The sequence below is a fragment of the Enterobacter cloacae complex sp. 382A5 genome (genome assembly GCF_050031095.1).
Lineage (GTDB): Bacteria > Pseudomonadota > Gammaproteobacteria > Enterobacterales > Enterobacteriaceae > Enterobacter > Enterobacter cloacae.
This window is the reverse complement of sequence record NZ_JBLGVK010000001.1, coordinates 2818434-2839668: the sequence shown is the minus strand read 5'-3', so window position 1 is coordinate 2839668 and position 21235 is coordinate 2818434. Positions and strand designations below refer to the sequence as shown.

18 protein-coding genes are annotated in these 21235 nt (G+C 55.9%); 15 read left to right on the top strand and 3 right to left on the bottom strand.

Annotated elements, in window-relative coordinates; genetic code table 11:
* Nucleotides 1–28: 28 nt before the first annotated feature.
* Nucleotides 29–1288: a dicarboxylate/amino acid:cation symporter gene (locus ACQG2G_RS13380; protein ID WP_426769272.1), complete on the bottom strand. Its 1260-nt coding sequence runs from the start codon at nt 1286–1288 to the stop codon at nt 29–31.
* A 428-nt stretch (nt 1289–1716) separates the two neighbouring features.
* On the opposite strand from ACQG2G_RS13380, the gene ACQG2G_RS13375 reads away from it, so the two are divergent.
* From ACQG2G_RS13375 to cheZ, 11 genes are all read left to right on the top strand, one after another.
* The gene (locus ACQG2G_RS13375; protein ID WP_013096056.1) at nt 1717–2289 is read left to right on the top strand and encodes a spore coat protein U domain-containing protein; all 573 of its coding nucleotides are present in this window, start codon (nt 1717–1719) and stop codon (nt 2287–2289) included.
* Between the two features lie 12 nt (nt 2290–2301).
* A complete protein-coding gene (locus ACQG2G_RS13370; RefSeq protein WP_028027938.1) occupies nt 2302–2850 on the top strand; it encodes a Csu type fimbrial protein in 549 nt (182 codons plus the stop codon).
* A 16-nt stretch (nt 2851–2866) separates the two neighbouring features.
* Nucleotides 2867–3628: a molecular chaperone gene (locus tag ACQG2G_RS13365; RefSeq protein WP_348595898.1), complete on the top strand. Its 762-nt coding sequence runs from the start codon at nt 2867–2869 to the stop codon at nt 3626–3628.
* Nucleotides 3604–5988: a fimbria/pilus outer membrane usher protein gene (locus ACQG2G_RS13360; protein WP_248766551.1), complete on the top strand. Its 2385-nt coding sequence runs from the start codon at nt 3604–3606 to the stop codon at nt 5986–5988. Before ACQG2G_RS13365 ends, ACQG2G_RS13360 begins: the two co-directional genes overlap by 25 nt.
* The gene (locus ACQG2G_RS13355) at nt 5985–6947 is read left to right on the top strand and encodes a Csu type fimbrial protein (RefSeq protein WP_248066031.1); all 963 of its coding nucleotides are present in this window, start codon (nt 5985–5987) and stop codon (nt 6945–6947) included. Before ACQG2G_RS13360 ends, ACQG2G_RS13355 begins: the two co-directional genes overlap by 4 nt.
* Nucleotides 6948–7032: 85 nt before the next feature.
* A complete protein-coding gene (gene tar, locus ACQG2G_RS13350) occupies nt 7033–8700 on the top strand; it encodes a methyl-accepting chemotaxis protein II (protein WP_248766550.1) in 1668 nt (555 codons plus the stop codon).
* A 44-nt stretch (nt 8701–8744) separates the two neighbouring features.
* Nucleotides 8745–10346, top strand: coding sequence for a methyl-accepting chemotaxis protein IV (gene tap / locus ACQG2G_RS13345; RefSeq protein WP_029882322.1), 1602 nt, complete (start codon nt 8745–8747; stop codon nt 10344–10346).
* Nucleotides 10347–10365: 19 nt separating this feature from the next.
* Nucleotides 10366–11232 (top strand): protein-glutamate O-methyltransferase CheR, encoded by an 867-nt coding sequence (gene cheR, locus ACQG2G_RS13340; RefSeq protein ID WP_008500429.1) that lies wholly within the window; start codon nt 10366–10368, stop codon nt 11230–11232.
* Nucleotides 11229–12278, top strand: a complete 1050-nt coding sequence (locus ACQG2G_RS13335; RefSeq protein ID WP_003859716.1) for a protein-glutamate methylesterase/protein-glutamine glutaminase — start codon at nt 11229–11231, stop codon at nt 12276–12278. Before cheR ends, ACQG2G_RS13335 begins: the two co-directional genes overlap by 4 nt.
* A gap of 17 nt (nt 12279–12295) precedes the next feature.
* Nucleotides 12296–12685, top strand: a complete 390-nt coding sequence (gene cheY / locus ACQG2G_RS13330; RefSeq protein WP_008500431.1) for a chemotaxis response regulator CheY — start codon at nt 12296–12298, stop codon at nt 12683–12685.
* Between the two features lie 10 nt (nt 12686–12695).
* Nucleotides 12696–13340, top strand: a complete 645-nt coding sequence (gene cheZ, locus ACQG2G_RS13325) for a protein phosphatase CheZ (RefSeq protein WP_013096065.1) — start codon at nt 12696–12698, stop codon at nt 13338–13340.
* A 38-nt stretch (nt 13341–13378) separates the two neighbouring features.
* Here cheZ and ACQG2G_RS13320 read toward each other — a convergent pair whose 3' ends face one another.
* Both ACQG2G_RS13320 and dgt read right to left on the bottom strand, forming a co-directional pair.
* The gene (locus tag ACQG2G_RS13320; RefSeq protein ID WP_236276431.1) at nt 13379–14131 is read right to left on the bottom strand and encodes a hypothetical protein; all 753 of its coding nucleotides are present in this window, start codon (nt 14129–14131) and stop codon (nt 13379–13381) included.
* The gene (dgt, locus tag ACQG2G_RS13315) at nt 14094–15542 is read right to left on the bottom strand and encodes a dGTP triphosphohydrolase (protein ID WP_061771656.1); all 1449 of its coding nucleotides are present in this window, start codon (nt 15540–15542) and stop codon (nt 14094–14096) included. Before dgt ends, ACQG2G_RS13320 begins: the two co-directional genes overlap by 38 nt.
* Nucleotides 15543–15777: 235 nt before the next feature.
* Between dgt and flhB the strand changes: the two genes are divergently transcribed.
* The 4 genes from flhB to ACQG2G_RS13295 all read left to right on the top strand — a co-directional run bounded on the left by flhB (nt 15778) and on the right by ACQG2G_RS13295 (nt 21233).
* Nucleotides 15778–16926, top strand: coding sequence for a flagellar biosynthesis protein FlhB (flhB, locus tag ACQG2G_RS13310; protein ID WP_013096066.1), 1149 nt, complete (start codon nt 15778–15780; stop codon nt 16924–16926).
* Nucleotides 16919–18997 (top strand): flagellar biosynthesis protein FlhA, encoded by a 2079-nt coding sequence (gene flhA, locus ACQG2G_RS13305; RefSeq protein ID WP_020687642.1) that lies wholly within the window; start codon nt 16919–16921, stop codon nt 18995–18997. Before flhB ends, flhA begins: the two co-directional genes overlap by 8 nt.
* A complete protein-coding gene (gene flhE, locus ACQG2G_RS13300; RefSeq protein WP_061771655.1) occupies nt 18997–19389 on the top strand; it encodes a flagellar protein FlhE in 393 nt (130 codons plus the stop codon). Before flhA ends, flhE begins: the two co-directional genes overlap by 1 nt.
* Nucleotides 19390–19649: 260 nt before the next feature.
* A complete protein-coding gene (locus tag ACQG2G_RS13295) occupies nt 19650–21233 on the top strand; it encodes an MFS transporter (protein WP_061771654.1) in 1584 nt (527 codons plus the stop codon).
* Nucleotides 21234–21235 lie beyond the last annotated feature (2 nt).

The window sequence follows — 21235 nt, the reverse complement described above, 5'->3', positions numbered from 1 at the left end:
GGCATCAGGCCACACCCCTTTTGTACTCTTACATTTCCTGCTCTACCAGCTCCGCTTCAGCTTCCCGCGCCCCTTCATTCTGCGACAGCATCGCGGTTGCAATCCCGTTACCCAGCACGTTAATGGCGGAACGCCCCATATCCAGGAAGTGGTCGATCCCCATCAGCAGCAGAATACCCGCCACCGGAATATTAAAGCTTGGGATGGTCGCCGCCAGTACCACCAGCGAAGAGCGTGGTACCCCCGCAATGCCTTTTGATGCCAGCATCAGCGTCAGCATCAGAACGGTGACCTCAGAGAAACTCAAATGAATATTGTACGCCTGAGCGATAAACATTGAGGCAAAAGAGCAGTAGACCATCGAACCGACCAGGTTAAAGGAATACCCAATTGGCAGGACGAAAGAGGCGATGCTGCGCGAACAGCCAAATCGCTCCAGTTGCTCAAGGGTTTTCGGATACGCTGCCTCGGAGCTGCTGGTGGTAAAGGCGACCAGCACCGGATCTTTCAGCATGCTGAGCAGGCGGAACACCTCTTTTTTCAGCACCATGTAACCCACTGCCAGCAACACCATGCAGGTGAGCAGGATCGCCACATAGTAGCCGCCAATAAAGGAGGCATAGTTCAGCAGAATGCCGAGACCCTGGGTGGCAATCACCGACGAGATCGCGGCGAAAATCGCCAGCGGGGCAACATACATGACGTAGCCCGTGACCTTCAGCATGATATGGGATACCACATCCAGCGCCGCGACCAGCGGGGCGTTGAATTTCTGGCCCAGCGACGCGCCGCCGATGCCAAAGAACATGGAGAACACCACAATTTGCAGAATTTCATTGTTCGCCATCGCCCCGGCAATGCTGGTCGGGATGGTATGTGAGAGGAACGCTTTCAGGGTCATGCCGCCGACGGCCAGCCCGGTATCCACTGCTTCAGTGGGGATCGTCAGGTTCAGACCGCTGCCTGGATGCTCCAGAGTGACAATAAACAGCCCCACCAGAATAGAAAGCACCGATGAGCTGATAAACCATACCATCGCTTTACCGCCTACGCGGCAAATAGTCGAGGTTTCGCCCATTTTCATAATGCCGACCGTCAGCGTGCTGAAGACCAACGGTGCAATCACCATTTTGATCAGTCGCAGGAAAATATCGGTGAGAAGCGTAATGTTATCCGACCAGGTTTTGATGGCATCCGCAGATGCGTATTCATGAATGGCCGCCCCTGAAAGAATACCCGCCAGCATGAATATCACGATGAAGAGCGTAAGTTTGTTTGCACTTGCCACGAAAAAGACCCCTATGCGCTGTAGATGTCGCCCGCGCCGATATATATGGATTTTTTATTACTGCGCGGGAAATTATTCGGCACATAAATTGAAGTAAAGCGGGGGGAGATACAACTCCTTTTTAAATTTTATTAATTTTGTTGCTAATGCTGCGACGATATATTGTGACGCTTATCACACTTTAATGGGATATATCCTCAGGCAACATTCGGTAAATTCCGTTTATAAATCAATAACCCAATGTTTCTAAAATCATTTCTCTGTCAATCGGACAAGGGGGTGACTGACATGGCCGCCAGTGGTCGAAGCGATAACCATAAACTAAATTCTCAATAACCCCCTCGGAGGAACATTAAGCGGGGCTAACATCTTGAACGTTAAAACTAAATTGTTGTACGTGAACGGAGACGTCTTCTGGAGGGTGGTAAATGAAAAGAAAACGCCTTTTGACCTGCGCTGGCATTCTGTTAACCGCGACAACCGCCCATCAGGCGCTGGCGGTCACCAGTAGTGGCACTATCGGCGCGACGCTGACATTGACAAACGGGTGTCTGATTAATGGATCGCCCACCCAAAACGGCATTAACTTCGGGACACTGGATTTCGGGACCCATCCTGCAACCTTTTCCACCCTGACGACGCAGTTGACCGGTGCCAGCGGCGGAAACACCTTCACGATTCAATGTACAACCGCCAGCTACACGGTGGCGATAACCGGGAATACCAACTCCACTGCGCCGGGCACCGTCGTTGGCACGACGGGGACACCCGCCCGCTATCTGATCAACACCACCAACACGGCGCAGGGTGTGGCATACAGCCTGTATAGCGACAGCGGATTTAATAACGTTGTGGCGAATAACGCGGCATTGCCGATCGCGTCCACGGCCGGTGGGGTGGACAGTTACACCCTCTACGGGCGTATTACCGGCGGCGGAAACAGCGTTACGGTGGTACCGGGGACCTACACCGACACCATAAATGTCAGCGTAACCTATTAGCCCACTTAGCCCATGAAGACCGCTTTTTCAGGTCTGCGCCACTGCGCAGAGGGGATCGTGCATCTTTTTTTTACGCTGATCCTCGGGCTGGCGCTGGTGCCGGCCGCTATGGCCGTCACGTCGCAGTCCTTTAAGGTCAGCGCGACCATTGTGCCGGGATGCGCGGTGAGCACCGGCAGTGGGGGGCTGTTAGGCACGCTGAACTTCGGTACCCATACCGGCGTGGAGAGTGCTCCGGTGAGCACCAGCTTCGTACCAAACGGGGCACTCTCGATCGCCTGTACGCCAGGCGTGGCGCTGAGTATGAGTATTAACGGCGGGCAGAATTACGCCTCCGTGCGGCGAATGACGCGCAACGGCGGGAACGACGTGGTGGGATACCGGCTTTACAGCAGCAGTTCACTTGCGGCGAACAGCGAAATAGGGGTCAACCAGGCGATTCCGGTGACCTATACCAACAGCAATAACATCGCGCTGCCGCTGTTTGGCGTGGCGCTATTGACCGGGTTCAGCCCGGCAGGAACCTATTCTGATCAACTTACCGTGACCTTGTCATGGTGATAAAGGGAGAGAGTCGATGACGGCATATTTCAGGCGCATATGTCTGGGAAGTTTGCTGGGGGTGATGGCCGTGGCGGCAGGCCAGGTGCAGGCCGCCGCCACCATTCTGTTATGGCCTATCGATCCGTGGCTGGCGGCTGATGCCAAAGCCACGGAGCTGTGGATCCAGAATCAAGGAAACAGCCCAACCACCATGCAGGTACGCATTGTGCGCTGGAAGCAGGAGGGCGGGTTCGAACGTTACAGTGCTCAGCAGGATGTGGTGGCCAGCCCGCCAATTGTCACCATCGCAGCGGGCAGCAAGCAGCTTATCCGTCTTATCAAACAGGGGACGGTTCCGGTGGGGGGCGAGCAGGCCTACCGCATTATTGTCGATGAAATTCCTCAGCCGGATAATAAAGCCGAACCGGCTATCGGCCTCAAACTGCAGATGCGTTATTCCATTCCCCTTTTTGTCTATGGGCAGGGGATCCCGACAAGCAAAGAGGGGGCGCACCATGCGTTTGTGGATACGCACAACCTCAGCTGGCGGGTAAAAAATGAGGGCGGACAGCCTCACCTGGAGGTTAACAACCGGGGAGATGTACACGTCAGGCTCAGTCAGGTTTCGCTGGTGCAGGGCGGGCAGAAACGTCCTGTTGCTGAGGGATTGCTGGGCTACGTGCTGGCGGGCAGTACCCGCAGCTGGGCCATCCCGGCCGGAATTCGGCAGCCAGACCAGATGCGCGCGCAGATTAACGCCAGGGATGAACAATGGCAGTCGACGCCCGTCAACTGAAACCGGCGATGATGATCCTGCTTTGCGTCACGACCAGCGCCTGGGCAGAACCCGGCGATGACAGTTTACCGCCGCCTCCCGAGGCCCGGGCGGTGAACGATGAGGCGGTTTTTCAGCTTGGCCTCATAGTGAACCACTACGATACCGGTCTGGTGGTGCCCGTGACGCAGCGTAAAGGCGCTTACTTTATCTCGAGCGCCGATTTGCTGCGTGCCGGGCTGCCGCCGGAGCATGTGCCGACCGGCGAGGTGGATCTCTCATCGCTTGCTCAGGTTCGCGTGGAGTACGACAGCGCCGGACAGCGTCTGCTGCTCACCGTGCCCCGCGAATGGGTGGCCTCCCGGGTGACCTCCTTTGGCGGGCAAACCGCGCAAAGCAAACCTCACTTTGGGCGCGGGGCGCTGCTGAATTACGATCTTTATACTAATCACACGGAACACGTGGGCGGCCAGGCTTCTCTGTGGCATGAGTTCCGCTACTTCAATGAACGCGGCTCGCTCTCTTCTACCGGTTATGTGCGGAAAAATTTCGCTGGCGATGACGGCCTGCAGGCCGGATATGTGCGCTATGACACCACCCTGCTGGTCACCAATGAAGAGGACGCCACCACCTGGACGGCCGGGGATGTGATCAGCGATGCCCTGAGCTGGAGCTCCAGCGTGCGTATGGGTGGGATAAGCTACGGGCGTGACTTCTCCCTGCGCCCGGATCTGGTGACCTGGCCGCTACCGGAGTTCTCCGGGGAAGCAGCGGTTCCCACCTCGGTCGATCTCTTTATTAATGGCTATCGGTCTGGCTCTACGCAGCTTCAGCCGGGCCCCTTTACCCTGACGAATCTGCCCTATATTAACGGGGCCGGGGACGCGGTGCTGATCACCACCGATGCGCTGGGACGGCAGGTGAGCACTACGCTGCCGTTCTATGTCACCAGCGAACTGCTTAAACGCGGCTTGAGCGATGGGGCGGTGACGCTGGGAAGCCTGCGGCGCAACTACGGGATCGACAATTTTGACTATGGTCCGGCGGCGGGCAGCGGTTCGTATCGCTACGGGGTAACGGACTGGCTGACCCTTGAAGCTCACGCGGAAGGGGCGGAGTCGCTGGCGCTGGGCGGGGCCGGGACGGTGGTGAAGCTCGGGCACTTTGGCGTTGTGAATACCGCGTATACCCAAAGCCGGATGCGCGGCGATGAGGGCGGGCAGATCGCCTGGGGCTATCAGTACAGCACCAGCGATTTTAGCCTTGCCACTCAACATACGCGACGCGATCGCGGCTTTGGCAACCTGGCCCTCTATGACCAGCCGACGATCTATGACGAAAACGACCGGCCTGTCGCCAGCTTCAGCCGCAATACCGATCAATATTCCCTGACCTTTAACCTTGGGCAGTACGGCAATATCGGGGCTGCCTGGATCGGTGTGGAGAGTTTTGACAGCCAGAAAACAGAACTGCTTAACCTCTCATGGAGCCGCAACCTGTGGGGCGCGAGCAGTCTTTACCTCGCCGCAAGCCGTGATCAGCAGCGGGGCGACTGGACGGTTGCACTCTCGCTACAGGTCCCGCTTGGGGAACGGGACAGCGCCGCGGTCACCTTCGAAAACACGCCGGAGGCAGGCAGCACGCAGCGCATCAACTACAACCACTCCATGCCTTCCGATGGCGGGTTAAGCTGGAACATGGCATGGGCGCATCAGTCGCGGGCGAACAATTATCAGCAGGGAACCTTGGGCTGGCGTAACAATAATATCGAAGTGCAGGGCGGGGCCTACGGTGAAAAGGACATGATGACCTGGTGGAGCGAGGCGCTGGGCTCCATTGTGCTGATGGACGGCGAGCTGTTTGCGGCGAATAAAATCAACGACGCCTTTGTGGTGATCAGCACCGATGGTCAACCGGATGTACCCGTCAGCTACGAGAATCAGCCGGTCGGCAAAACGAATCGCAACGGCTATCTGCTGGTGAGCGGCGTGTCGGCCTATTACCCGGCCAGTTACCGCATTGACACCCTCAATCTGCCTGCCGATACGCGCCTGAAAGAGACCGAACGCCGGATTGCGATCCGCCGCCACAGCGGTTATCTGGTGGACTTCCCGATGGAGCAGGAGCGGGTGGCAAGTGTCATTCTGCATGATGCCGAGGGACAGGCCATTCCGGTGGGCAGCCAGGTCAGACGTGCCTCACGCAGCAACGCGGTGGTGGGTTATGACGGGATCGCCTGGCTGGAAAATCTTAGCGACGTCAATTTGCTGGAGGTGATCACCCCGACGGGCAAACGGTGCCAGGCGACGCTGACCGTTGGCGCGAACCCGGAACACAGGCTGCAAGCCTACGGGCCGCTGGTATGTCGGGAGGCACGGTGACGCGTTATCTGCTGGTGATTCTGCTGCTCTTCTCCGGTGCCAGCGGCGCGGCCTGCACCGTCAGTACGGTGAATGCGTCGTTTGGCAGCGTGACCTCGTTCGCACTGAGCGGAACCGGGGAAGTGGAAACCACCGGCACGCTGGTGGTGGCCTGCGATACGGTCCTCAACCTGCTTACCAACGACTCGGTGGCGCTGACTTACACCTCGGCATCGATATTCGCCAACAGTCGCGCCACCCTGAAGCGCACGGACAATGCGGCTATTACCGATGTCATACCCACGCGCCTGTGCGCTGCCTCCGGCTGTGGCGGTAGCAGCGAAGTGCAGATCGGTAATGCCTATACCTGGAGCGGGAACACGCTGCTCGGGCTGCTGGGGTCGAAGCGCTACAACATTCCGCTCTATTTCCGTACGGTGCCGGGACAGAACGTCTCGGCCGGGCCGTATCAGGTGCTGCTGACATTCAGCATTAATTACAACGTCTGTGCCGTTGGCGCTGCCGGACTTTGCCTGACGCCGCAAACCGGCACGGCCACCACCACGATCCTTCTCAACATGACCGTCACTAACGATTGCAGCACCATGACCACCCCGGACGTGAATTTCAACAGCGCGCCGCTGGTACAAAGTTTTCCCACCGTCTCGCAGGCCATCGCCGTCACCTGCACCAAAGGCAGTACCTATACCATAGGGATTAACAATGGTGCCAATGCGCTGAACAACGTTCGTCGCATGGTGAGCGGCAGTAACTATATGAGTTACGACATCTATAAAGAAGCCACCACCAACCGCTGGGGCAGCAGCGGCACCGAACGCTGGACCAGTGCGACCTCGTCCCAGGTCAGTACCGACGGATTACTGCGTACCTTCAATTACACCGCCAAAGTCCTGACCGGGCAGGCCACGCCCCCCGCCGGAACCTATACCGATACGCTGATTGTTGACGTGGCGTTCTAACCCCCGCGCTTTTCCCTTTCGCAAATGTAAAGTTCCTGTGGCCTGTGCCGATAACACCGTTAATAAATCTATGAGAAGGTGTTGTATGTTGAACCGTATCCGCGTTGTCACAATGCTCATGATGGTGCTGGTCATTTTCGCACTACTTCAGCTTATCTCCGGTGGACTTTTTTTCTCGTCGTTAAAACAGAATCAGGACAGTTTCGCCGCCTCAAACGATCTGCGCCTGCAGCAGAGTGAACTCACGTCAACGTGGGATTTGATGCTGCAAACGCGTATCAACCTGAGCCGCTCCTCCGCCCGCATGATGATGGATCCCAATAACCAGCAGAGCAGCGCGAAAACCGATCTGCTGAAAAATGCCCGCGCAACCCTTGCGGATGCCGCAAAGCACTACGACGCCTTTAAGAAGATCGCCCCGCAGCCTGCCATGGAGCAGGTGAGCCAGAATATCGACGAAAAATATAACGCCTACTATGCCGGTCTGACGGAGCTTATCCAGTTCCTGGAGAGCGGCAACATGGACGCCTATTTCGCCCAGCCGACACAAGGAATGCAAAACGCGCTCGGCGCGGCGCTGAGTGAATACGCCAAAGCCAGCGCAGATCTCTACCACTCGGCCTTTACGGAAAGCCAGAATGATTACCGCTTTGCCAAATGGCAGATGGCGGTAATGGCGCTGGCGCTGGCCATTGTGCTGATCGCGGTATGGTACGGCATTCGCCATAGCCTGCTGAACCCATTGGGTCGCGTCATTGCCCATATCCGCGAGATTGCGAGCGGCGATTTGACCAAAACGCTGACCGTCTCCGGGCGGAATGAAATCACCGAACTGGCTAACAGCGTAGACCATATGCAGCGTTCGCTTATCGATACCGTTGCCAACGTGCGTAGCGGCACGGATGCCATCTATACCGGCACCAGCGAAATTGCGATGGGCAATAACGATCTCTCTTCCCGTACCGAACAACAGGCCTCCGCGCTGGAAGAGACCGCGGCCAGCATGGAACAGCTCACCGCCACCGTGAAGCAGAACGCGGATAACGCGCGTCAGGCTTCTCAGCTGGCAGAAAGCGCGTCCGAAACGGCGCAGCGTGGCGGTCGGGTGGTGGATGGTGTGGTGAAAACCATGCATGAAATTGCCGACAGCTCGAAGAAAATCGCTGACATCATCAGCGTGATCGACGGCATTGCCTTCCAGACCAATATCCTGGCGCTGAACGCCGCCGTTGAGGCTGCGCGTGCGGGTGAACAGGGGCGCGGGTTTGCGGTGGTGGCCGGTGAAGTGCGTAACCTCGCCAGCCGCAGCGCTAACGCGGCGAAAGAGATTAAAGCCCTGATTGAAGACTCGGTTTCCCGCGTCGATACCGGCTCCGTGCTGGTGGAAAGCGCAGGGGAGACCATGAATGACATCGTGAATGCCGTTACCCGCGTAACGGACATCATGGGTGAAATCGCCTCTGCCTCTGATGAGCAGAGTCGTGGTATCGACCAGGTTGCCCTGGCGGTATCGGAAATGGATCGCGTGACACAACAAAACGCCGCTCTGGTGCAGGAGTCCGCCGCGGCGGCGGCTGCGCTGGAAGACCAGGCGAGCCGTCTGAAGATGGCCGTCTCGGCGTTTCGTCTCGCTTCACTCGCTGGAAATACGGTCACCCCGCAAGCCACGTATCGTGCGCCCGCCGCTGAGCCGGCGGCCACGCGTACCCGCGCCACGACGACCGGACATGATGAAAACTGGGAAACATTTTGACTGACATTTAAACCGCGGCTGCTTGCCGCTTGATGGGAGCGTGGATGTTAAATCGTATTCGTATCTCGACCACACTGTTTTTGATTCTGATCCTTTGCGGTGTGTTGCAGGTTGGCAGTAACGGGTTGTCTTTTTGGGCGTTTCGCGATGGCTATCAGAATTTGCAGGAAGTTGAGGCGAGTAATCAGCAGCGCTCCGCACTGGCACAAACGCGTGCCGTGCTGTTGCAGGCAAGCACTGCGCTGAACAAGGCGGGAACCTTAACCGCGCTGAGTTATCCGCCGGATGATATCAAGGCGCTGATGGCGACGGCGCGCAACAGCCTTAAGCAGGCCGACGCGCAGTTCAAAACGTTCACCGCGCAGGAGGACGTCAGCGAAAAAGGGAAAGCGCTGAAAGCTGCCATGAAGAAGAACTTTGAGCAGTGGCACAGCGATCTGGATCACCAGGCGACCTGGCTTGAGAACAACCAGCTCTCGGACTTTATGAGCGCGCCGGTGCAGGCCTCACAGGCGGCGTTTGATGACAGCTTTAACGCCTGGCAGCAGGACATAAACCAGTTTGTGCAGCGCGCAGGGGAGAGCAGCCGCATGAGCTACCACATGTCCGGCGTGATTTTTACCGTGGTGGTGATTCTGGCGGCACTGCTGACCGGTGCCGCGCTGCTCTGGTCGCGCAAGATGATTGTTCAGCCGCTGGCGATCATCAGCAGCCACTTCGACAGCATTGCGAAGGGGGATCTGGCGCGTCCGGTGGCAGTGTATGGCAAAAACGAAATTTCGGCGATCTTTGCCAGCCTGAAGGCGATGCAAGGATCGCTACGGGAAACGGTCTCCGATGTGCGCCAGGGCAGCTATGCCATGCACACCGGGATCTCAGAGATTGCGGCAGGCAATAACGATCTCTCTTCCCGCACCGAGCAACAGGCGGCCTCGCTGGCGCAAACGGCGGCCAGCATGGAACAGCTGACTGCGACGGTAAGCCAGAACGCCGACAACGCGCGCCAGGCGTCAGACCTGTCAAAACAGGCGGCGATGACGGCGAAGAAGGGGGGCGACCAGGCGTCTCATGTGGCCAGCACCATGCAGGATATTGCCGCCAGTTCGCAGAAAATTGGCGACATCATCAGCGTGATTGATGGCATTGCGTTCCAGACCAACATTCTGGCGCTGAACGCGGCTGTGGAAGCGGCGCGTGCGGGTGAGCAGGGGCGCGGGTTTGCGGTGGTGGCGGGTGAAGTCCGTAACCTGGCGAGCCGCAGCGCCAACGCGGCGAAAGAGATCAAAGGGCTGATTGAAGAGTCTGTCTCCCGCGTCCAGCAAGGCTCCGCGCTGGTGGATACGGCGGCGAAAACCATGCACGAGATTGTCACCTCCGTTACGCGGGTGAACGACATCATGGGCGAAATTGCCTCGGCGTCTGATGAGCAGCGTCGCGGGATTGAGCAGGTGGCCCAGGCGGTAAGCCAGATGGATCAGGTCACTCAGCAGAATGCCTCGTTAGTGGAGGAAGCGGCAGCGGCAACCGATCAGCTGGCCAGTCAGGCGGATCATCTGACCGGGCTGGTCGCGGTATTTAATGTCAAAGAGCACGTTGAAGCAGTAACAGAAGTCGGGCGGTCGCAGGCCGTGCCAGTTGTATCCTGAATGTAATTAAGAAGGCGCTATGACATCACCAATGCCTCCAGGGCAAACGTCATTATTGTTGCAGATGACACAGCGCCTCGCGCTGTCCGACGCGCATTTTCGTCGGATATGTCAGTTAATTTACCAGCGTGCGGGGATCGTGCTTGCTGACCATAAGCGAGACATGGTCTACAACCGTCTGGTGCGGCGCCTGCGTACGCTGGGGCTGGATGATTTTGGTCGCTACCTGAGCATGCTCGAAGCGAACCAGAACAGCGCCGAGTGGCAGGCTTTTATTAACTCTTTAACCACTAACCTGACGGCCTTTTTCCGCGAAGCTCACCACTTCCCGGTACTGGCAGAGCACGCCCGCCGTCGCACCGGGGAGTATCGCGTCTGGAGTGCGGCGGCCTCGACGGGGGAAGAGCCTTACTCGCTGGCGATCACCCTTGCCGATACCCTGGGAATGGCGCCGGGTCGCTGGAAAGTGTACGCCAGCGATATCGACACCGAAGTGCTGGAGAAGGCGCGTAACGGCGTCTATCGCCAGGATGAGCTGAAGACGTTGTCGCCTCAGCAGCTTCAGCGTTACTTCATGCGCGGTACCGGCCCGCATGAAGGGCTGGTGCGCGTGCGCCAGGAGCTGGCGAACTGCGTGGAGTTTGCACCGGTTAACCTGCTGGATAAGCAGTACAACGTGCCGGGGCCTTTCGACGCCATTTTTTGCCGTAACGTCATGATCTATTTTGATAAAACGACGCAACAGGACATTCTGCGTCGGTTTGTTCCGTTGCTCAAGCCTGACGGTTTACTGTTTGCCGGGCACTCGGAAAACTTCAGCAACCTCGTGCGTGAGTTTAGCCTGCGTGGGCAAACGGTATATGCGCTGAGTAAGGAAAAAGCATGAGTAAAATCAGGGTATTGTCTGTCGATGATTCGGCGCTGATGCGCCAGATCATGACTGAAATTATCAATAGCCACAGCGACATGGAGATGGTCGCTACCGCGCCGGATCCGCTGGTAGCGCGGGATTTAATTAAAAAATATAACCCCGACGTGCTGACGCTGGATGTCGAGATGCCGCGCATGGATGGCATTGATTTCCTGGAAAAGTTGATGCGTCTGCGTCCAATGCCGGTGGTGATGGTCTCATCGCTGACTGGCAAAGGCTCGGAAATTACGCTGCGCGCGCTGGAGCTGGGGGCGGTGGATTTCGTCACCAAACCTCAGCTTGGCATTCGTGAAGGCATGCTGGCCTACAGCGAAATGATCGCCGAGAAGATCCGCACCGCCTCGCGCGCGAAGCTCGCGGCCCATAAGCCAACGGCTGCCCCGGCAACCCTGAAGGCGGGTCCGTTACTCAGCTCGGAAAAACTGCTGGTGATTGGCGCATCAACCGGAGGAACAGAGGCAATTCGCCATGTACTCCAGCCATTGCCGCTTTCCAGTCCGGGTATTCTGATCACTCAACATATGCCGCCAGGCTTTACCCGCTCGTTCGCGGAGCGTCTGAACAAGCTGTGCCAGATCAGCGTGAAAGAGGCGGAAGATGGCGAACGTGTGCTCCCGGGTCATGCTTACATCGCGCCGGGCGATAAGCATATGGAGCTGGCGCGCAGCGGCGCTAACTATCAAATCAAAATTCATGACGGGCCGCCGGTAAACCGGCACCGTCCGTCGGTGGATGTGCTGTTTCATTCGGTGGCGAAACATGCGGGACGCAACGCCGTTGGGGTGATCCTGACGGGGATGGGCAACGATGGTGCCGCCGGAATGCTTGCAATGCACCAGGCTGGCGCCTGGACTATTGCGCAGAATGAAGCAAGTTGTGTGGTGTTCGGCATGCCGCGCGAGGCCATCAATATGGGTGGCGTGAGCGAAGTGGTCGATCTTAGCCAGGTAAGCCAGCAGATGCTGGCGAAAATCAGTGCCGGACAGGCAATACGTATTTGACTCAGGAGTATTATTTTATGGCGGATAAAGAGCTTAAGTTTTTGGTTGTGGATGACTTTTCCACCATGCGTCGCATTGTGCGTAACCTGCTGAAAGAGTTGGGCTTCAACAACGTTGAAGAAGCAGAAGACGGCGTGGATGCGCTGAACAAACTGCAGGCGGGCGGGTTTGGTTTTGTTATCTCTGACTGGAACATGCCGAATATGGATGGTCTGGAACTGCTGAAAACCATCCGCGCGGATGCAGGCATGGCCTCTATGCCGGTGCTGATGGTGACCGCAGAAGCGAAAAAAGAGAACATCATTGCCGCTGCACAGGCGGGCGCAAGCGGCTATGTGGTGAAGCCATTCACCGCGGCGACCCTGGAAGAGAAGCTCGGTAAGATCTTCGAGAAACTCGGCATGTGAGGTGTTGGTTATGATGCAACCTGCTATGAAACCCGTTGAAGAACATTCGCCCAGCGATATCATTGCCCGCATCGGCAGCCTGACACGCATGCTGCGTGACAGCCTGCGTGAACTGGGGCTGGACCAGGCAATCGCAGAAGCGGCGGAAGCGATTCCTGATGCGCGTGACCGTCTGGACTACGTTGTGCAGATGACCGCGCAAGCGGCTGAACGTGCGCTGAACAGCGTTGAAGCGTCACAACCGCACCAGGATGCGATGGAAAAGGGCGCGAAAGCGCTGACCAAACGCTGGGATGAGTGGTTTGAGAATCCTATCGAGCTGGCGGATGCCCGCGAACTGGTGACGGATACCCGTCAGTTCCTGGGCGATGTACCGGGCCACACCAGCTTCACCAACGCTCAGCTGCTGGACATCATGATGGCGCAGGATTTCCAGGACCTGACCGGTCAGGTTATCAAGCGCATGATGGATGTGATTCAGGAGATTGAACGTCAGTTGCTGATGGTGCTGCTGGAAAACATCCCGGAACCGGCTGCTCGTCCGAAACGCGAGAACGAAAGCCTGCTCAATGGCCCACAGCTCGACGCCACCAAAGCGGGCGTTGTGGCAAGCCAGGATCAGGTAGACGACCTGCTGGACAGTCTCGGCTTCTGATATAAAGACACCACCTTACGGGTGGTGTCTTTGCTTTTTTAAAGGCAAATTTTGATATCAAATCCGCATTCGGAATGACAAAGATTCTCTTTTAGGCGCTGCAGGTCATCATCATTAAACGAAGATGAACGATAGCTACAGTATTCATACTGTCTGAGCTGGTCGTAGCTGTGTTCTTGCAGTGCCTGTAAGAGAAAAATGGAAAGCTGGGGACCGATAATCTGGACTCGCTTATTGTAAATTGTGCGCAGGATTTTAATAACGGAACCGACTTCATTGGGTGTTTTTTGAAGAACGAGTTCAAGCCGACGAAGATGTAAATCATGGAGATAGTTTTCAGGACTAATGACATGTCTATTCTTCACATCGTAAAGCACGGAATCCCAGGACATAAGCGTTGTATTCAGCAGGCTGTAGGTGTCTTTAAATTCAACGATACGATTCTTAAATGCCCAGGTGTCATTGATGCTCCAGATATCAAAATCCAGACTTTTATAATGAAAGCGGATCCCACCTAGCTTATTCATACTGAAATGTTCAATGTTTAGCGCTTTCAGAGCGTTAATCAGGTCATCTCGTGATAAGTCGATAACCAAATCAATATCTGATGAGAATCCGCCACGCCCAAAAAGACCTATGTCGCGGATCATCCCGCCGAAAATCCACGCATGAGAACGCTCAGCCAGAGCATCAATGAGTGCTCTGGCTTGCTTTCGCTCTTCGCTAATGTCGAAAAAATCTTCGATTCTGAGCTTAAGGCGTTGATGGCTGGAGACGACTTTCATATTCATAAAGCGATTTTAGCTCATCGTGAAGACGTATCAAATAACTGTCTGTCATGCCTGAAATGGCATCCGCCAGGAGTTGAGCTTCTTTATATAGAGGCGGCAAGGCATTGTCCGGGTCCTCGAAAACGCGTCGATAGTTTTCTGATATACGTCCATAGGCGTAACGACCAAAGGGGGTATCCCAACCGTCACCGCCGCTTTTTCGACCTTTAATGCCCACCCAAAGCATATCCATTAACCCTTGAATGTAGTTGGACCCCTTTAGTTCAAGTTCAAGTACAGTCCGATGACGATAGCCACGGGTTTTATCGAATTTTTTCAAGGCGGAACAGAGTTCGTTACCGATGCTTATACTAATAAGATCCTTGATCGCACAATCTTTTTCACAAAGCTGTTTATGGCATTCGCTAAAAGCTTTAACAACACTTTTGATGAGAACATTTGTTGCGTATACACGGAACATCTGCATGCTAAGGTCGTTGATTTCGGAAGGAGACAGGTCTCGCTTGCGCCACTCCCATTCTTTATTTTTGCGTTCAACATCCGTGATGAGCTGTGCGATCATAGGATCCTGGCCGTTTTCCCAACTGGAAAGGAAACTGATAAGATCCTGATAAGATGCTAAACCTTTCTTTATAGTGTCTTCTGCATCAAGAATTGAATAGGCAATGTCATCGCACGCTTCCATAAGGTAGGTAAACGGATGTCTAAGTCCTTCAGACAGCCCTGTCTCTTCCCAAATATCATGAACAACCTGTTCCTCAGAATATAAGTAGCCGTGTTTGCTCCACTTTTTATTCTCAGTCCAGGAGGATTGCGGATATTTTATCATTGAGGCAAGCGTGGCATATGTCAGGTTCAAACCATAATTGTCGTTGATGATCTGAAGTCGGGTGACGAGGCGTAGCGTTTGAGAGTTACCATCGAAATGCAAAAAATCATTAAAAACAGGTTTGAGGTTAGAATCAGAAATCATGTCAATTAATGGCTTGAGGTTACGCTTGAACCAAGCACGCATCGCTGACTCGCCCTGATGCCCAAAGGGAGGATTACCGAGATCGTGTGCTAAACCGATTGTAGCCAGAAGTGCTGGAACATCACGCTCAAGAACAAGATGTTTGCAACTCTCACCAAAGATCTCTTCCTTCATCTCAAATGCGAGACGCATCCCGATCCCTCGGGCAAAGTTTGCTACTTCATGCGAATGGGTCAAACGTGTTCTTACACTGTCATTCAAGTCCAGGGGGAATACTTGTGTTTTGTCTGCCAGCCGACGAGTTGGTGCAGCAAAGAGTAAGCGATCATAATCACGCTCTATTTCTTGTCGCCCGGAGGCGAGGTCAGAGGTTTTTTTCCCGATCGTTTTTGTCTTATCTTTCCGTCTGCCACTATTTAATAACTTATGCCATTCCATATGAAATCCCTTCTGTTACGGTATGTTAGATAACCTATCAAACTCTCTCTGGCACGGCGATAAGGTATGCAATCAATCTTTAAAATTTGGAAGACACTACGCAACAAATGTCCATGCAAAATGAAGAACGTTGGGGTTAAGGGGATAATTCCCCCCTTTTTGATGGCTTATTTACACGATTGTTAATGAGAATCTTAGGCATGATACCCGTGACGTAATGGGCTGAGCATGCACTGTGGCAGAAGAGAACGACGACAAAACAGAAGCCCCCACACCCCACCGACTTGAAAAAGCGCGTGAGGAAGGGCAGATCCCCCGATCCCGAGAGCTGACATCCCTGCTGATCCTTATTGTGGGTGTGTGCATCATCTGGTGGGGTGGGGAGTCGCTCGCCCGAAAACTGGCGGGGATGCTCTCTGCCGGATTACGTTTCGACCACAGTATGGTCAACGACCCAAACCTTATCCTCAGCCAGATTATTCAGCTTATTAAAGGGGCCATGGTCGCACTGCTGCCACTGATTACCGGGGTGGTGCTGGTCGCGCTGATCTCGCCGGTGATGCTTGGCGGTCTGGTCTTTAGCACCAAATCGCTGCAACCAAAATTTTCCAAACTGAACCCGCTGTCCGGCATCGCGAAAATGTTCTCCGCACAGACCGGGGCAGAACTGCTTAAAGCCATCCTCAAAGCGGCGCTGATGGGCAGTGCCGCGGGGTTTTACCTCTGGCACAACTGGCCGGAAATGATGCGGCTTATCAGCGAGTCGCCTCTGACCGCGATGAGCAATGCATTGAATCTGGTCGGACTCTGCGCGCTGCTGGTGGTCCTCAGCATTATTCCGATGGTGGGGTTCGACGTCATCTTCCAGCTGTACAGCCACTTCAAAAAATTGCGCATGTCCCGTCAGGATATCCGTGACGAATATAAGCAGATGGAAGGCGACCCGCACGTGAAAGGGCGTATCCGCCAGATGCAGCGCGCCGCCGCCCGTCGACGGATGATGGAAGATGTGCCGAAAGCTGACGTTATTGTCACCAACCCGACCCACTATTCCGTTGCGCTGCAGTACGACGAAAACAAAATGAGCGCGCCGAAAGTGGTGGCGAAGGGGGCGGGCTTAATCGCCCTGCGCATCCGCGAGATTGGCACGGAAAACCGGGTGCCAATACTGGAAGCGCCGCCGCTGGCGCGTGCGTTGTACCGCCACGCGGAAATTGGACAACAGATCCCAGGACAACTCTACGCCGCCGTGGCGGAAGTGCTGGCCTGGGTATGGCAGTTGAAACGCTGGCGTCTGGCTGGCGGTCAACGACCTGTCAAACCTGAGAACCTTCCGGTGCCTGCTGCGCTGGATTTTATGAACGAGAAGGACACTGATGGCTAATCTGGTGGCAATGTTGCGCCTGCCCGGCAACCTGAAATCGACCCAATGGCAAATCCTTGCCGGGCCGATCCTCATCCTGCTAATCCTGTCGATGATGGTATTGCCGCTGCCGGCATTCATCCTCGACCTGCTTTTCACTTTCAACATTGCGTTGTCCATCATGGTGTTGCTGGTGGCGATGTTCACCCAGCGTACCCTTGAGTTTGCGGCGTTTCCGACCATCCTGCTGTTTACCACCCTGTTACGACTGGCGCTGAACGTGGCGTCCACGCGTATCATCCTGATGGAAGGCCACACCGGCGCGGCAGCCGCGGGTAAAGTGGTTGAGGCCTTTGGCCACTTCCTCGTGGGCGGTAACTTTGCCATCGGCATCGTGGTGTTTGTCATTCTCGTTATCATCAACTTTATGGTTATCACCAAAGGTGCAGGGCGTATTGCGGAAGTGGGTGCGCGCTTTGTGCTGGACGGGATGCCGGGTAAGCAGATGGCGATCGACGCCGACCTTAACGCCGGGCTTATCGCGGAAGATGAAGCGAAAAAACGCCGTGCGGAAGTGACCCAGGAAGCAGACTTCTACGGCTCAATGGACGGTGCGAGTAAGTTTGTGCGCGGTGACGCCATCGCGGGCATTCTCATCATGGTGATTAACGTGGTGGGTGGCCTGCTTGTTGGGGTGCTGCAGCATGGCATGGGCATGGGCCAGGCGGCTGAAAGCTATACGCTGCTGACCATTGGTGATGGTCTGGTTGCCCAGATCCCGGCGCTGGTCATTTCTACCGCCGCGGGCGTTATTGTTACCCGCGTCAGTACCGATCAGGACGTTGGCGAGCAGATGGTTGGTCAGCTGTTCAGCAACCCGCGCGTCATGCTGCTGGCGGCGGCGGTGCTGGGTCTGCTCGGCCTGGTGCCGGGCATGCCGAACCTGGTTTTCCTGCTGTTCACGGCAGCACTGCTGGGCCTTGCCTGGTGGATGCGTGGCCGTGAAATGAAACCCGCGGCAGAACCTGTACCGGTAAAAATGCCGGAGAACACGCAGGCCGTGGAAGCCACCTGGAACGACGTTCAGCTGGAAGATTCGCTGGGGATGGAAGTGGGTTACCGTCTGATCCCGATGGTCGATTTCCAGCAGGATGGCGAACTGCTTGGCCGCATCCGCAGTATCCGGAAAAAGTTCGCCCAGGATATGGGCTTCCTGCCGCCGGTTGTGCACATCCGCGACAACATGGATCTTCCACCTGCCCGCTACCGTATTCTGATGAAAGGGGTTGAGATTGGCAGCGGTGATGCGTATCCAGGCCGCTGGCTGGCGATTAACCCAGGCACAGCCGCCGGTACGCTGCCGGGTGAACAGACCATCGATCCCGCGTTTGGTCTGGCCGCAATCTGGATTGAAAGCGCGCTCAAAGAGCAGGCGCAAATTCAGGGGTATACCGTGGTGGAGGCCAGTACCGTGGTCGCTACCCATCTTAACCACCTGATTGGACAGTTCTCAGCAGAGCTGTTTGGCCGTCAGGAAGCACAGCAGTTACTCGACCGTGTGAGCCAGGAGATGCCGAAGCTGACGGAGGATCTGGTGCCGGGCGTGCTGACGTTGACCACGCTGCATAAGGTGCTGCAAAACCTGCTTGATGAAAAAGTGCCGATCCGCGATATGCGCACCATTCTGGAAACCCTCGCCGAGCATGCGCCGCTGCAAAGCGATCCGCATGAGCTGACGGCGGTGGTGCGCGTGGCGCTGGGCCGCGCGATCACCCAGCAGTGGTTCCCGGGCACCGGCGAAGTGCAGGTGATTGGCCTGGATACACCGCTGGAACGTCTGCTGCTGCAGGCCCTGCAGGGCGGTGGCGGGCTGGAGCCGGGTCTGGCTGACCGTCTGCTGGCGCAAACACAGGAGGCGCTGGCGCGTCAGGAGATGCTGGGGGCACCGCCGGTGCTGCTGGTGAACCATGCGCTGCGTCCGCTGCTGTCACGCTTCCTGCGCCGTAGCCTGAACCAGCTGGTGGTGCTGTCGAATCTGGAGCTGTCTGATAATCGCCATATTCGTATGACGGCGACGATTGGAGGTAAATAATGCGTAAGTGGTTAGGGCTATTACTCTTCCCGCTGGTGGCGCAGGCCGCGGGCGAAGGGAGCTGGCAGGCCAGCAGTATCGGCGTGACCCTCAGCAACCGTGGCGTGGCGATGTCGTCGCGCCCGCTGGCGCCTTCTGAACCGGTGTCCGGTCAGATGAGCCTGGTGGTGTGGAACTACTCGCTGATTGGCCCGACGCCCGCCGGGCTGCAGGTGCGTCTGTGCTCCCAGAGCCATTGCACGGAAATCGACGGAGAGAGCGGCACTACCCAGGCGTTTAACGGCGTACCTGCTATAGAACCTTTACGCTTTATCTGGGAAGTGCCGGGCGGCGGGCGGTTGATCCCGGCGCTCAAGGTGCAGAGTAATTCCGTTATCGTTAACTACCGCTAGTTGCCTGCCTCAACGTCCGTTATCAACGTTTATGATAGCGGGCTCGCAAAAATGACCTCACCTTTTGAAGTAATAGAAACGCTGTTTTATAAATCAGTGATGCACGTAATGACACTCTTTGCATTTTTGCCAGCCTTTGCGGTGTGATGGCAGAAACAGAAAGGTTTCCACAGTGCGTTAATTCTACTGTAGCCGTGTAAAAACTCCCGGACGAGGTTTGCTTACAGGGGGTCTCCTAAAACTGATTAGGGTTGACGGCAATGAAAACACGAAAAATTGGACTCGCAAACTATCTTGCATACGGGGCAGGGGATTTCCTCGGCGCGGGAACCACCGCGCTGACGGCGGCCTGGCTTTTGTATTTTTATACGACCTTCTGTGGACTCACACCGATTGAAGCGACCTTTATTTTTGCTGCTGCAAGGGTACTGGACGCGGTGGTCAGCCCGCTGATGGGCTTTTTAACCGATAACTTTGGCACCACCTGGCTGGGCAAACGCTTTGGCCGCCGCAAGTTCTTTATTCTGCTCGGTATTCCCTGCGTCTTCAGCTACTCCCTGATGTGGGTTGGGGAGATGAATTTCTGGTACTACCTGCTGACCTATCTGGTCTTCGATATCGTCTACACCATGATTCTGGTGCCGTATGAAACGCTGGTCCCGGAAATGACCGATGACTTTAAACAGAAAACGAAATTCTCCGGTGCGCGTATTTCGATGGCGCAGATGTCCGCTATCCTGGCTTCGTTCCTGCCGGGGATCCTGCTGACCCACTTTGGTAAAGACAACGCGATCTCTTTCTTCTACGCAAGCCTGGTCTTCTCGGTGCTGTGCGCGCTGATGCTGACCTTTGTCTGGTTCTTCACCTGGGAACGCCCGCGCGAGGAGTGGTCCGAAGCGGCCCTGCGCGCGGAAGAAGAGAAGAAAAAACTGACCCTGGGCCAGAGCCTGAACCGCCTGTTTGTGGAGTTAAGCTCGACGCTGCGCATCAAGATTTTCCGTCAGCACCTGGGCATGTACCTCGGCGGCTACATTGCGCAGGACGTCTTCAACGCCGTCTTTACCTATTACGTGGTGTTTGTGCTGATGCAGGAGGCGTCAATGGCGTCAAACCTGCTGGGCACGATGGCTATTTTCCAGTTCCTTGCCGTGATTGGGATGATCCCGCTGTGCATTCGCTTTGGGCCTGCGCCGTCTTACCGCATGGTGGTGGTGCTGTTTGGCCTGGCCTCTCTCTCTTACGCCGTGCTGTATTACGCCGGACTGAGCGACGTTTACGCTCTGCTGCTACTTATCTCCGCGGTTGCCGGTCTTGGTCGCGGCGGTATCAACTATGTGCCGTGGAACACCTATACCTACATTGCTGACGTGGACGAGGTGATCACCGGCCAGCGTCGTGAGGGCATCTTCGCCGGTATCATGACGCTGACCCGAAAAGCGTCTCAGGCCGGTGCGGTAATGCTGGTGGGCATCGTGATGCAGATGTCCGGCTTTGTCAGCGGTCAGAAAACCCAGCCTGCTGAAGTCAGCCACACCATTCTGCTGATTTTGAGCGTGGGAACCCTTCTGGTGCTGTTCTGTGGCTTCCTGGTTTCCCTGCGCTTCAGGCTCAATCTACAAACCCACAGCACGCTGCGCGAAGAGACCGCGAAAATGCGCGAATCGGGCCGCGCCATGCCTGAAGCGGCCACCCCGCACGCCCGCGCCACCGTAGAAATGCTGGCCGGTATGCCGTTCGAATCCTTGTGGGGGAATAACAACATTGGTTATCTCAATCGCAATAAACCAGTGGCCCCTTCGCTGAAGGGACGTGCGGTACTGAATTCGACATACAACAGAGGTTAAGA